The organism is Enterobacter cloacae complex sp. IR5458 (assembly GCF_049238025.1).
GTDB lineage: Bacteria > Pseudomonadota > Gammaproteobacteria > Enterobacterales > Enterobacteriaceae > Enterobacter > Enterobacter kobei.
Map to the genome: position 1 here is coordinate 1 of NZ_JBMKIF010000030.1, position 13425 is coordinate 13425.

Below are 13425 nucleotides of genomic sequence, written 5' to 3' on the forward strand. Positions count from 1 at the left end.
AGCAAGGCAGGTCATTCCTACCATCTCGTTAATCCGGGCCAGCTGGATAAAAAGACCCTTCGCCGGATGAATGAAGCGCTCGCACAGAATGCTGAACTGAAAACCGGTGAGTCTACAGGGAAGGTCGTACTCGATAAGGATAAAAAAACAGCCGTGTCCTTATCGCTACGCATGCGGATCTTAAGAAAAATTGACCGTCTGGCTGCGCTGAGTGGCTCGACCCGAAGTGAAGCGGTAGAGAAGCTGGCTCTGCACTCCGTTGACGAACTGATAAAAGAATACAGCGCTAAAAAGTCCTGACGCTAAATCTCAGACCGGGGTGAAAACCCCGGTTTTGTCATATTTTACCTCTGTATTGGCGTGACGTAGTTTTGATCTATTCTCCTCCCGCAATGCCAGCAGCGCCTTACTGACTACAAAACCTGGTGTCTTGACATCCTCTTGTGCTACACATCAATCTTTGGGCGTTTTACACTCCATTCATGCAGATCTGTGATGTATGATGAATTTCATACATAAGACAGTTTATTTGTCCGAGTTTTTTCAGAAATCTTATATTCCAGTCCGGTCTGAATTATTTTTCTGTTGATAAGAGGCCATTCACATGTCGGTAATTCTATGGTGGTTAACTTATTTCTTTAATGCCGCTTCTGAGTATTTAATCTCCACCCGACAGATGTCGTGCCGTTTTATCAAATCAACAAACCCTGGCCTCTTCCTGAAACTACTCTCCTCTTCCGATCTCTTAAGAAGGAATTACATTTGAGACGCTTACCCGTATATCTGCTACTCGACACGTCCGGCTCTATGCACGGAGAGCCTATCGAAGCGGTTAAAAATGGCGTTCAGACGCTGCTTACCACGCTGAAACAGGATCCGTATGCACTCGAAACGGCTCACGTGTCAGTGATCACCTTTGATTCTTCAGCCCGACAGGCAGTCCCCCTGACAGACCTCCTGAGTTTCCAGATGCCAGCACTAACAGCCAGCGGCACCACGTCTCTTGGCGAAGCGCTTTCCCTCACGGCCAGCTCCATTGCCAAAGAAGTACAGAAAACGACGGCTGACACTAAAGGTGACTGGCGTCCCCTTGTATTCCTGATGACGGATGGAAGTCCGAATGATGACTGGCGTAAAGGCCTGAATGACTTTAAAGCGGCCAGAACCGGCGTTGTTGTGGCATGTGCAGCCGGGCATGATGCCGATACCAGCGTCCTCAAAGAAATCACTGAAATCGTGGTTCAGCTCGATACAGCTGACAGTTCGACGATTAAAGCTTTCTTTAAATGGGTCAGTGCGAGCATTTCGGTAGGCAGTCAGAAAGTGGAGTCCAGCAAAAAAGAAGTGATCGGTCTTGAAGACCTGCCACCGCCGCCGCCAGAAGTAAATGTGGTCTTATAATTTTATTGATTAAGGGGATATCATGTCTGTCAGTCTGAGCAAAGGCCAGGGCGTAAGCCTGAAAAAAAATGAATACGATCTCTCGTCCGTTACTATCGGCCTCGGTTGGGATATTAATGAGGAAAAGAAAGGTTTTCTCGGCGGGATCTTTGGTAAAAAAGAAGAAGAATACGACCTTGATGTGATCGCTTTCCTGTGTAATTCAGCCGGAAAGGTGACCGATCTCGGCAATGTGGAAAATGGTAAACCAACGCTTGTGAATGGCGATATCATCTTTTTCAACAGCCTTCGCCATAAGTCAGGCAATATCTGGCTGACGGGCGATAACCGAACCGGAGCCGGTGACGGTGACGATGAGCAAATTATTGTGCGCCTGAATTCCCTTGACGCTCAGTACGAGAAAATTGTGTTCATCGTTCAGATCTACAATGGTGAAAAGCTCCAGCAGCACTTTGGTAAAGTTCAGAATGCCTTCATCCGGGCAGTAGATGCCCGTAATATTGAAATGGCACGATTCGATCTTTCTGGCGGACCCGCCTTCGCCAGCCAGCGCTCCATGGTCTTTGCCGAGCTGATACGCGAGGCTACAGGCTGGAAACTCAGGGCAATTGGTGAGCCTTCAGAATCAGATTCGTTTGTCTCGCACCTGAGGAATTACATGTGATGCGCCGCCTGCCTGTTTACCTTGTTATCGACACATCCGGCTCGATGCGCGGTGAGTCAATCCATTCCGTTAACGTTGGAATTCAGGCGATGCTTAGCGCTCTTCGCCAGGATCCCTACGCCCTCGAAAGCGTTCATATCTCCATTATCACCTATGACAATGAGGCGCGTGAGTTCATTCCTCTCACGCCGCTGGAAGACTTCCAGTTTTCTGACATCGTTGTGCCAAGCGCAGGCGGGACGTTCACCGGTGCTGCCCTTGAATGTCTGATGCAGTGTGTTGAACGGGATGTACGTCGCTCAGATGGTGATACCAAAGGAGACTGGCGTCCTCTGGTATTCCTGATGACTGATGGAACCCCTTCTGATGCCCTGGCGTACGGTGAAGCGGTAAAAGCGATTCGCGGCCGGGGATTCGGATCCATCATTGCCTGCGCCGTTGGTCCTAAAGCAGGCCATGAGCACTTAAAACAGCTCACCGATAAGGTTGTGTCTCTGGAGACGCTAGATTCAACCGCGTTTGCAGGTTTCTTTAAATGGGTATCGGCCAGCGTGTCTTCCGGCAGCACAAGCGCGGGGATTAATAACGGAACTGATACCCTTCCCCCTCCTCCACCAGAAATCCAGCTGGTGCTCTGACAGACAGAAAGGTGCTGTTTCCGGGCAGCACCTTTCTGTACAGCAACGTTTTCTGCTGGCCGTACCAGCCGTACGAGGAAAATTATGAGACGCCTTCCCGTGTTTTTTGTCCTGGACTGTTCAGAGTCCATGATTGGTGAAAACCTGAAAAAAATGACTGATGGTCTGCAAATGATCGTCGGAGATTTAAGAAAGGATCCACACGCACTTGAAACAGCCTGGGTCTCGGTAATCGCATTTGCCGGTGTAGCCCGTACGATTGTACCTCTTCACGAAATTGCCTCGTTCTACCCTCCCCGCCTTCCCGTTGGCGGCGGTACGAGCCTTGGAGCTGCATTGCGTGAGCTGACCGTGCAAATTGATACCCAGGTCAGAAAAACCACTCATGAGGCTAAAGGCGACTGGAAACCCGTCGTGTATCTCCTTACCGACGGACGTCCGACTGACGACACAACCGCAGAAGTGAAGCGCTGGAAGGATCACTACGCGAGTAAAGTGAATCTCATTGCCGTTGGCCTGGGGCCGTCAGCGGACCTGAATATCCTGCGGCAACTGACAGAGAATGTCATGCTGTTCACCGAATCTCAGGAAGGGGACTTTACCCGCTTCATCAAATGGATCACGGCCTCGGTTACGGCGCACAGCCGCAGCGTCGGGGACGACAAACAACCTGAGCTCAGCCAGACTGAATACATAGTCCGGCTGGCCAAGGACGAGCCAGTAAAAGCGTACGACGAAAACTGCGTTACGCTTACCGGCCGTTGCAGCAAGACCCGTCGTCCGTACCTGATGAAGTATGAACGGCCACCAGCAAGGGTTTCCGGGCTCGATTTCAGTCTGAACCTGAACAGCTTTAATATTGCCGGATGCTATCCCATCGATGAGGACTATTTTGCGTGGTCAGATGCCACCGCTACCGGTTTGCAGGTAAATACCAGCGAACTGCATGGCGTACCGGGTTGCCCCCACTGCGGTAATGCCAGTGCGTTTGCCCTGTGCTCATGCGGAAAGTTGCTGTGTATTGACGGCCCGGATGACGTGATCTGCCCGTGGTGTGAAACAGGCCTGTCATTCAGCAATGATGGCGGAAACACTAACTTCGACGTAAACAGAGGGAGAGGTTGATGTCGCAAAATGCTTTACTTGAAGAGAAGATTATCCGCTTAGTTCTGTCTGAGCTGGGCCACCCTGTTGAAGGTGAGCGGCTTTTACTTCTATCGCAGGACCCATCCCTTACCGAAGAAATTATGCGGCTTAAAGAGCGGATTGAGAGCCTTGCACAGGGTTTATCTGCGCGGGTTAGCGAAGGTGATAACGACGCAGAGATTGCCGCCTCGTCAGCATCCAGTCTTTCCGATCAGCAACAAACGGTCGTAAGTGTTGCTGATAACCCGGGCATTGACGCTACCGATACATCAGCACTGCAACCCCTGCCAGAAAATGAGCCTCATCCTCCGTTCTGGAAGCTGATGCCTTATTACGAATTTGATAAACCAGCACAGAGGGAAGACGAAAACCTGTCTTCCCTGGTATTAAAACCCGGGCAGATACCGACAGGCCAGCAGCGGGCCAGCTTAGCTGTGCCACCTGCCGTTCCCCCGAGAGCTAAAATAACGATCCCCAACGCCCGCGCAGGCGAACGTTTCTCTTCGCCGGTTGCTATCGTTCTGGGTGAGGGCCAGCAGGCTACTGTCAGGGACGTTGTCTTTCCCCGGAACATTGGCCTGTCTTTTGACAAAGAACAGGAGTTGCTGACAGGTACTCCCACCGAAAGCGGCGATATAGAGCTTTCAGTAATCTGGTCATGCACGTCGCACGACGAATGTGAAACAAAACAGCTATTTATAATCAATCCCGATCCGAGAAGCCTGTGGAAGGTGGTAGAGCCACCAGCAGACGCTCCCTACCCTAAGTCCCATCTGGACGCTGCTGGCCTGGTCAGGGGTGATATACGTATTGCTGCCGCCAGTCGCCGGGGACGCTCTCATGAGCATGCCGGAAGCTTCAGAGATGACGACTTCTACATCAACCACTGCCAGGAAACAGGATGGTCTGTCATGCTGGTCGCAGACGGAGCCGGTAGTGCGGTAAATTCCCGGGAAGGCTCCCGGATTGCAGTCAAAACGGCTGGCGATTACCTTTTAAATCAGCTCAGTGGTGTGAAAGGCGTCCATTTAAAGCAGCACATCACGGCGTGGGAAGGGAGCGATCAGCAGGCAACAATAAACGCCATGCTTCATCATTTTAAACAGGCAGCTACGCTCGCGGTCAACAGTATCCAGAACGAAGCCATTTGTGCAGAACAACCTGTGAAATCCTATTCAACAACCCTTCTGGCAACTGTAGCGCTACGAACTGATAACGAGCTGTTTGCGACTGCATTCTGGCTTGGTGATGGTGCGATAGGTGCATACAGCCCTTCCGGTAAAGTCAGGATACTGGGAAATCCCGATAGCGGAGAATACGCAGGACAAACCCGTTTCCTTGACCAGAGCATTATCGCAGACCCCTCGTTTAGCGGCCGCATCAGCGTGGGTAAATGGAATGATGTATCTCACTTGATCCTCATGACAGACGGCGTCTCAGACCCTCTGTTTGAGACGGATAATGGGCTTCGCAGTGACGAAAAATGGACCCGTCTCGTTGATGAGCTCAACCCTGTCCTTACAGACGCCAGTATTGCGCCTGAGAGGTTAGGCGACTGGCTTAACTTTTTCTCCACAGGGAACCATGATGACCGCACTATTGCGGTGTTGTGGTAAGGGATACGCTTTTTCGGTGATCAATATGGCAAATATCGTTACGTGCAAAACAAAGGACGGCGAAACAGTCCAGTATGTTGACGAGGTAATTGGTTCGGGCTCGATGAAGGATGTTTACTTTTCGCCTGATAAATCATACGTCGTCGCTTTTTATCATAAACCGCAGAACGAGCAGGCCCGGGATCGGATTGATATGATCACCGGACGCTACAGGCAAAACATTTTTGGCCAGTCCGGAGGTGAATACTGGAAGGACCTGTTTTGCTGGCCGACCCATGTTGTTGAGCATGGGCATAAAATCGGCATCGTGGTTCCAACCTACAAAAGCTACTTTTTCTTTAAATACGGCTCTAAAAACGATGATTTTCTTGGCATAAAAGGTCGTGAAAAGGAAGGCAAATGGTTTGCCAGCGCCAGCAACCAGAACAAATTTCTCGACCCACGTGAACGAGGCAATACGCTTACCTATCTCAAGGTCTGTCTGCTGCTGACAAGAGCCGTCAGAAGGATGCATGCGGCAGGTCTCTGTCACAGCGATCTAAGCTATAAAAACGTGCTTATCGATCCAGAAATGGGACATGCCTGCATCATTGACGTAGACGGCCTGGTTGTCCCTGGAAAGTATCCTCCCGACGTGGTGGGCACCCCGGATTTTATCGCTCCGGAAGTGGTGAAAACCAGTCATCTTTCCAAAGAGGATCCGAACCGCGTATTGCCAAGCATTACTACTGACCGTCATGCGCTGTCGGTGCTTATCTACATGTATCTGTTCTTCCGTCATCCGCTACGTGGCGGAAAAATACATGACATGTCGGATGAAGTACGTGATGAGACCTTATCTATGGGTGAGAAGGCACTCTTCATTGAACATCCGACAGACAAAAGCAATGCAGTCAAAGTCAGTCAGCTATCGTCCTTTTCACTGCCCTGGGCTGACCCGGAGAAAATTCCTTACACCATCATGGGCCCTTATCTGACACCTTTGTTTGAGCGCGCCTTTATAGATGGCTTACACGATGCCACTAAACGCCCGACCGCCGATGAGTGGGAAAGCGCCCTGGTTAAAACAGTCGATCTGATACAGCCCTGCCAGAACAAGGCGTGTGAACAGAAATGGTACGTTTTCTCGGGTAAGACAAAGCCGGTTTGTCCCTACTGCGGTACGCCATACAAGGGTAAATTACCGGTTCTAAATTTATATTCTTCCCGAAAGGAAGGCAGTTATCGTCCTGACGACCACCGGTTGATGGTGTGGAGCGGGCAGTCAATCTATGCGTGGCATGTGAATCGCCTCATTGCGCCAAATGAGCGTACAACCGATTTGCAAAGGAAACGAGTTGGGTATTTTGTTTTCCATAACGATCAGTGGTGGTTAGTAAATGAAGGCATAAATGGGCTTATGTCATTACCGGATAAACGACAGATTGCCATTGGGGAAAAAATTGAACTGACGAATAACGCTCAGTTTGTTCTGTCAAAGGAGGAAGGCGGCAGGCTGGTCGTCGTTCAGTTAGTAGAAAACTAACGGACGCCCATAACGACTAAAACGTTCTGGCAGCATACTGAACCTGTTTAATGAATCACTATATTAAGCTGTGTCAAATTTAAGCTGCCAGAAAAACTGACTGTCTGTGCCGGATATGCGGTACACCTCCTGCGGCAAGGGTTTAATGCGCAAAGCCCAATTTATTTATAAGAGTGAATAGTTTTGTGGCTCTACCCTGCCGCTCTCCTTTCCTGTGTCATGGTTTTTAACATCTGAAATACTGACATTGTTAAGCCGGTGATTGTATAAGGCGATGCGGACAATCTCATGAAGATATTCAAGTTCGTTTTGTGTCAAGGACTGGCCTTCCTGGGTTTTTGAAATCATTTCCTGCCAGCAGATCAGTCTTTCGTAACTGACATGTTCGCTGTTTTCCAGGCAGTGCAACCTGAAATAGCGAAGGAACAAAGGAAATTCATCGGTCTGAGCGATGTCATAAGCCCGAACCGTTAACCGACACAGACATACAATCGTATCCTGCTGTAACCTGACTAACGCGTTATGACTGCCCGGAAGGATATCAGGCAATTTCATCTTACAGTCAGCAAGGCGCTGAAGAAGAGGCCCTTCCTCTGAAGGCTCCCGTCCCCGATACTCCTGAAGAGGTTCAGATTCAAGTTCATGCATTAATGGATGATATAGCCATTCCCGGGAACTGGTCTCATCAATGATCAGGCTTTCAATGCACTCACTGTATGTTGTTTTACGTCGCCCGAGCTGCACCTGACTGATTTCATATTCAATATCTGGAAGATCGATACGCAATGCGGCAACTCTTTCGGAAGGATGAAGGTGGTCAAAGGTTAACTTCGCAGAAATGCTACGATCCCTGTCCAGAAAGACGGCCACACATAAATCATTAACCTTTACGAACAGATCAGCTGTGCCTCCGAACATACTGCCGCTTCCAATAACCTCATTCAGTGAAACCGGCCCACCATCGTCGCCAGCGAGAAGATTTGGGAAACCAAGAACCTGGTGCTCGTTGATGACTTCAATAATTTTTCCCCGGATGGCTTCCATCAGACCATCACAGTCACCGGCTACAGCAGTACTGTGTGAGAAATGCCAAAGCTTGACCTCCCCCTGCTTTGCTAACAGATCAGTTTTGCAAGCGGGGCAGATGCAGTTACAGTCGATACCCCGGCTGACCTCTGTAATATCTAAAAAGAGTCCTGATTCTCTCTGGAGTCCAAATGGAATACCAAATGTGTAACTCTTACGCATGGCTGCACCCCGTTTTTGATAATTATTCAAACTATATCCGAAATAACGGAGGAGGATTTCTGTAAAACGAATTAAAAGAAATGATTTTTTAGTTTTCCAGATTAATGTTTGACAAGAATCAAATGAGAGCCTTACAAATATGGAGAGAGAAGTTTAGGTAAAGTAACTTTTATCACAACTTCTAAAATTAAGGAGAATATCGGATGTATTTAGCAGTGGGCTTGGCTTATGATTAAAGTCTTTCTCCGAACTTAATAAGAAAGTTAAAAAGACAGGCTATTACAGTGCCTTTAGCCCCGAAAGGGGCATAAACTATTTTCAAATCCAGACACAGTCTTTTTGTTGTGCCAATATCAATAATTACTCGCGAACAAAGGTCCACACACTCGCAGGAACTTTGTCATATAACTTTTTCATTGTCAGTTCAGCTTTACGATGATCATAAGCACCAGAAATTTCAAGAGAGGCGACACCCGAGTTTTTTTCACATAACCTTTCAAATACTTTTTCGAGCGTTTCGAACGAACTACACTTACGGAATTTCATTAAATAAGACTGCTTTGTGTCAGACATAATCAACCTTCTTTAGACAGGCCTCAACTGGCCAGGGATAATCTTAATATCATTTTTCACTTAAGCCTAACGATTTCACAACCTTTTTCGTTGTTTCCACCCTGTTCATAACCAGGTACATGAGTGCTAAAATGACTGTAAATAAAACCAGTGTATCCCGGTGAGCAGGATGAAGAATCAATCAGTGATCAGACAGTTTTCGGAAAGCGAATTGCATCAGCAGCTGGAAACGTTCGGCAACCATGATAAACAGCTTTCACGCTTGATCCGTTACTTTTCCCATCTGAGATACAACACAGCTAAAACCTATCTGCACTGGCTACGAGTATGGAACGAATGGTATCAGGCGAATGCCCGGTTGCATACAGACTGGCCAGTAAGTTCGCTCCCCGTGTCTGAGGAAGCTCTGCTGGCGTTTATGGGGCATCTTGAAGGCAAATTGTCACGAAGCAGCATAAACAGCTGTCTTCAGGCCTTAAACAGTATCCATAAAAAAGGGCTTAACCTGCCCGGGATTATTACGTCTGAAGCATGGTACATGCTGGAAGCCTTAAAACAATCGGAAGCCCGGAAGCGAAAGACGACTAAACAGGCAACTCCCTTTCTTATTGGCGATCTCAAGGCTCTGATAAAGTTACGCAGTACTACAAACTCAGTTCGTAAGCTTCGTGACCTGTGCCTGATCTGGACAGGCTTTGAAACACTGCTCCGTTCATCCGAAATTCGCCGTATACGTCTGAAAGATCTGTCTCTGGATAGTATGACCGGTGAATTTAACCTGACGGTATACCGTACAAAAACGAACATCAGTACACTTCTTACCTACCGGCTGACACGTCAGTTAACTAACTGCCTCTTGAGATTGATGAACCTTGTGAAAATGGATCAGCACAGTCATCCGGATGAATACCTTTTCCAGGCCGTAAATTTCCATGATACAGGCTATATGCCACCCGGCTGGAAGCTTCGGAGTAAAGGGAATGAGCTATCTGAGCTTCTTAAACGGCATAACCTGCCCTACCGTGCTAAACAAAGTCTTCTGAACGATGAAGATGAGGAAGACACTGTGGACGATGCCGGTATGCTCAGCAAAAATTCCCTTTTACGGGCATTTAAAGAAATGTGGAATGAGCTTTATCCAAATGAGACTAAAACCCGTTACTGGACAGGGCACAGCGTTCGTGTAGGCGGTGCGATACAGCTGGATATTGAAGGTTACTCGCTACCACAGATTATGGAAATGGGGAACTGGTCGAATGAAGAAATGGTTATGCGCTACATTCGCAATATTGAAGCTGGTAAAAAAGCCATGATCAAGCTTATGCGAAATGCCTTTGATGAATAGCGCCCTCACGGGCGCATAACTTTATTTTTTCTTGAACGGGTTAAGTCTGGTGAGATTAGAGAGTGCCCCTCCCGGAGGCAAAATTCCCGTCCTTTTATATTTGTACACGCCATTTAATTTCATTGTCTGGATTCCAAGATTAATAAGCGTGACAAGTTTAAGGGTATACAGGAGTGTAAATTGGGGAGCAACCTGAATAAAAACTAATAACAAGCCTGCACACATTACACGTAGCCATGCCGCGTACTCCATGCTCAGCGGACGCTTGAAATAGAATCTTTCGAGCAAATCAACTGTCTTATTACTGATCCACGCCGCCGCCACTGAGAGTAACAACACGATGCACACCATAATGCCCAGTTCCATTTTCACTCCCTTCTCTTTTAGTCTGTTTAAGTTGAGGCTTAGCCACAGTAGTTTTGTTTTTTGCTTTTTTCTTAGGTTTGGTATGGTGAAACAGAAAACAATCCACCATTACCCAACCATTTTTATATCGAGCCACCAGCATCTTCTGGCTGGGGTAATGAGCATGAAACAGCATTTTCACGTCCATGGTGCCCATCAACGACTGTTTGCGCTTTAGCTCATCCTCAGCCATCTGAAATTCTTGTAAGAATTCTGAAGACAGACGCTGACGCAGAATTCTTATGGCACTGGAGTTTTCATCATTCTTTGCCAGGTGCCCGAAGCGTACAAGTGCCTTGTGGGTTATCTGGATGGGTCCCAGATGAGAGCTGAGCTGTTCGTACTGCCAGAAGTAGGTCAAATCCACCTTAACCCAGCTGATGCTGTCCAGCAGAGCCTCGTTCATGATGGTTCCGGACATAGGTACCATTGTCAGCCTGGCCAGACGCATATGTATGTAGTCCGTAAGCAACCTCAGCGACTCAGGAACGTTTTTATTGAGTAGGAGATGCTGAAGCACCGGGGTTGCGGTCTGCCAACACAGATTGCGCCCGTCAGGCAGGAAAGCAAACTTTTGATCGTCAGGCGCAGAGTTCGAAGCGTTTTCCTTACGAAGCAAAAAATAATGGCCGCACAGCAGCTCTGCTCTTACCTGGTCCTCGTCAGGGTCATGTCGGGCTTTACTTAGATCAACGGTTAGCACAACGCGGTTAATCGCATCAGCGTGATATTTTTTTACCCAGACGCAGACACGATAGAGACGCTCATCGATTTTCTGGCTGGCTGTGGAAATCCATTGCATTGTTGTTCCTTAATTTTCGGGGCTGACAATGAAAATGCCCAGCTCAGCCCCCGGCACGAGTTCTGTATATTTCAGGCTCAGCTTCCGTTGGTTGGACGGACCCTGGCTGTTTTCAGGAGCCCAGTCAGAGAGCGTTTTTAATTGAGGTATGTTGCCTGCTGCGAAAATGGGCAAGGATGCTTTTACTACTGAATAATCAGTCTCAGCATATTTATTCCCGTTTCGTTCCTGCCCTTCAGGCCTAAATGCAAAAATGTGAGCAATCGGAACAGGGAAAGAGTTAGTTCGACAAAGGCGATAAGATTCGCCCTGCTTCAGTGGGTGAAATTCAAGACGGTGTAAAGCCTTATCGATATTAGACACGACATTCAAATTGGTAGTTGCTACATTTTTTACTTCTGAGGCTCTCCTGCGCTCCAACAAACTCACAAGTTGCTCTGCTGTTTTAACTTCCTGGTTTCGGTTTAGCCGCCATGAAAAAGTAACTTTTTTAAGCTGGGACTTGATGAAAAGGATATTTCTTGTTGAGTGCATAGCGACAAGGCCCGGGAGCTTCTTGTGCACTTTATCAAAACGGACATTCTTTTTATTATCGATACGCCTCATTGCCGCAGCAAAATCATTTTTTGCTTCGTTTATAGAAGTGATCAAGCTTTCGAGAAGATCTGCTCTTTCGGGGACAATGATTAGACCCGGGTATTTAGTGGTTACTTTGGTGGAATCATGACTTAATGACTCTATGTCATCCACACAGATGTCAGTAAGTGCCTGAATAATTTCCTCAACCGAAGCATCGTCTTTAATACTAACCCTGATGGGTTTAACCTGCTTCAAGCGCTCTTCTGTTCTAGATACGGTGGAGACAGTCATCAGGTTTGCCATCATCGGGGGGGTGTTCGAAAGAAAACACTTGAGCGAGTCGATGCGTTCCAGAATCTGGTCACGAAAATAGGGCAAATCGTCATAACTCATACGTTTCTCCAGGCTCATGTTATTTCCAATCAATTTTGCTGCCCAGGCTGACCTTGCAGAACATAAATGTCATGTAAACCTCTAAAGAAGTCATTTTGAAACAGCTTTCACAGCATGCGATTTATGTTCGATAGGGCTCATGAACAAAGGATGATAATGGAGACGCCATGGATAGTGGATAGTCTTACCCACCTGGGTGATCCGATTGAGGCGAAAACGACCATTTATACAGTCAACTGACCAAAGCCCGGGAGAAACTAACCTCTTCCAGCGGTAAAAAGAGAAACCTGCAACACAGAGGTCATGCTCCAGGAAATGTTGAGTTTCGACGACGCGAACTTTTATCAAAAACCCCAGCATTGGCGAAAACCAGATCAACAACCATGTTGGCGACAGGATGACTTTGTTCAGGAGATGATCTGTCATAAGCAAGGCAGATAACATCAGAAAACTGATAGTCAACCACAGGGCCATCCAACCGGCCCATACGCGGCTCTGACAGGGTTTCCATTCGAGAAGAAAAAGTTTTTTATGCATTCTGCCCCGCCTAATTTTAATGTATTGCCGAAGTATGCTGCATCATGATGGTGGTGCGGGGAAAGATTTCAAACTTCCACAATTCTGAAGCCGTGTTCCAACCATGAAAGATCCCGTCTCCACAGCGAGTGTTAAAAGCAAGAATTTCATCCCTGACCTGGTAAGCGAGCACTTCTGGCATATCAATAAACTCAGGTAAGGAAAGAAGAATTCCATGGATAACTTCTCCGGTTAACTTACTCATAACCTCTTCCTCAGACAGGGCAGCGTCCGGGAACAAACACAACGGAAGTGAAAAACAACATAGGTCAAGACCAATAGCAGCCCTTCCTGCGTCGTAGCCTTCTTCATTAACGACAAAACGAAAGAATTTTTCTGTCTCACCCCGTAATGATGACGGTCCTTCAGACGGAACTTCAATACCACTGAAGACTTTATCGGTCCAGTTGGTAAAAGGACTGGTGAAAACCCAACAAATTAAGGATAACGCCAGCTCTTCCTTAAACATACGTTCAGTGCCGGTAGTTCTGGAAAGTTGCTTTTGAGTACTCAT

General features: G+C 47.6%; 14 protein-coding genes and 1 pseudogene. 8 read left to right on the top strand and 7 right to left on the bottom strand.

Annotation, left to right across the window (positions count from 1 at the left end; all coding sequences use genetic code 11):
* The 7 genes and pseudogenes from terW to ACOTYN_RS20305 all read left to right on the top strand — a co-directional run.
* A pseudogene (gene terW, locus ACOTYN_RS20275) lies at positions 1–300 on the top strand (tellurium resistance protein TerW); the annotation flags it as partial.
* Between the two features lie 462 nt (positions 301–762).
* The gene (locus tag ACOTYN_RS20280) at positions 763–1401 is read left to right on the top strand and encodes a vWA domain-containing protein (protein ID WP_001253657.1); all 639 of its coding nucleotides are present in this window, start codon (positions 763–765) and stop codon (positions 1399–1401) included.
* Between the two features lie 22 nt (positions 1402–1423).
* Positions 1424–2065, top strand: a complete 642-nt coding sequence (locus tag ACOTYN_RS20285; protein ID WP_000116681.1) for a TerD family protein — start codon at positions 1424–1426, stop codon at positions 2063–2065.
* Positions 2065–2703, top strand: a complete 639-nt coding sequence (locus ACOTYN_RS20290; RefSeq protein WP_001253658.1) for a vWA domain-containing protein — start codon at positions 2065–2067, stop codon at positions 2701–2703. The genes ACOTYN_RS20285 and ACOTYN_RS20290 overlap by 1 nt, the downstream gene beginning before the upstream one ends.
* Before the next feature lie 84 nt (positions 2704–2787).
* A complete protein-coding gene (locus ACOTYN_RS20295) occupies positions 2788–3828 on the top strand; it encodes a TerY-C metal binding domain-containing protein (RefSeq protein ID WP_001253656.1) in 1041 nt (346 codons plus the stop codon).
* Entirely contained in the window at positions 3828–5465 is a 1638-nt protein-coding gene (locus ACOTYN_RS20300; protein ID WP_000081060.1) for a PP2C family serine/threonine-protein phosphatase, read from the top strand. The genes ACOTYN_RS20295 and ACOTYN_RS20300 overlap by 1 nt, the downstream gene beginning before the upstream one ends.
* A gap of 25 nt (positions 5466–5490) precedes the next feature.
* Positions 5491–6990, top strand: coding sequence for a helix-hairpin-helix domain-containing protein (locus ACOTYN_RS20305; RefSeq protein WP_001284318.1), 1500 nt, complete (start codon positions 5491–5493; stop codon positions 6988–6990).
* A 165-nt stretch (positions 6991–7155) separates the two neighbouring features.
* Here ACOTYN_RS20305 and ACOTYN_RS20310 read toward each other — a convergent pair whose 3' ends face one another.
* Both ACOTYN_RS20310 and ACOTYN_RS20315 read right to left on the bottom strand, forming a co-directional pair.
* Positions 7156–8238, bottom strand: a complete 1083-nt coding sequence (locus tag ACOTYN_RS20310; RefSeq protein ID WP_001232447.1) for a hypothetical protein — start codon at positions 8236–8238, stop codon at positions 7156–7158.
* A 360-nt stretch (positions 8239–8598) separates the two neighbouring features.
* Entirely contained in the window at positions 8599–8811 is a 213-nt protein-coding gene (locus ACOTYN_RS20315; RefSeq protein ID WP_001285422.1) for an Hha/YmoA family nucleoid-associated regulatory protein, read from the bottom strand.
* 169 nt (positions 8812–8980) lie between these two features.
* Here ACOTYN_RS20315 and ACOTYN_RS20320 point away from each other — a divergent pair, with 169 nt between their 5' ends.
* A complete protein-coding gene (locus ACOTYN_RS20320) occupies positions 8981–10156 on the top strand; it encodes a tyrosine-type recombinase/integrase (protein WP_000795949.1) in 1176 nt (391 codons plus the stop codon).
* A 21-nt stretch (positions 10157–10177) separates the two neighbouring features.
* On the opposite strand, the gene ACOTYN_RS20325 is transcribed toward ACOTYN_RS20320, so the two are convergent.
* The 5 genes from ACOTYN_RS20325 to ACOTYN_RS20345 form a co-directional block, all read right to left on the bottom strand.
* Entirely contained in the window at positions 10178–10522 is a 345-nt protein-coding gene (locus ACOTYN_RS20325; protein WP_001805195.1) for a hypothetical protein, read from the bottom strand.
* A complete protein-coding gene (locus tag ACOTYN_RS20330) occupies positions 10458–11363 on the bottom strand; it encodes a hypothetical protein (protein ID WP_001198595.1) in 906 nt (301 codons plus the stop codon). The genes ACOTYN_RS20325 and ACOTYN_RS20330 overlap by 65 nt, the downstream gene beginning before the upstream one ends.
* Positions 11364–11372: 9 nt before the next feature.
* Complete coding sequence (locus ACOTYN_RS20335; protein ID WP_000119428.1) at positions 11373–12335, bottom strand: DNA replication terminus site-binding protein; 963 nt, start codon at positions 12333–12335, stop codon at positions 11373–11375.
* A 90-nt stretch (positions 12336–12425) separates the two neighbouring features.
* Positions 12426–12872 (bottom strand): hypothetical protein, encoded by a 447-nt coding sequence (locus ACOTYN_RS20340; protein WP_259408563.1) that lies wholly within the window; start codon positions 12870–12872, stop codon positions 12426–12428.
* Between the two features lie 16 nt (positions 12873–12888).
* A complete protein-coding gene (locus ACOTYN_RS20345; RefSeq protein WP_000107167.1) occupies positions 12889–13425 on the bottom strand; it encodes a hypothetical protein in 537 nt (178 codons plus the stop codon).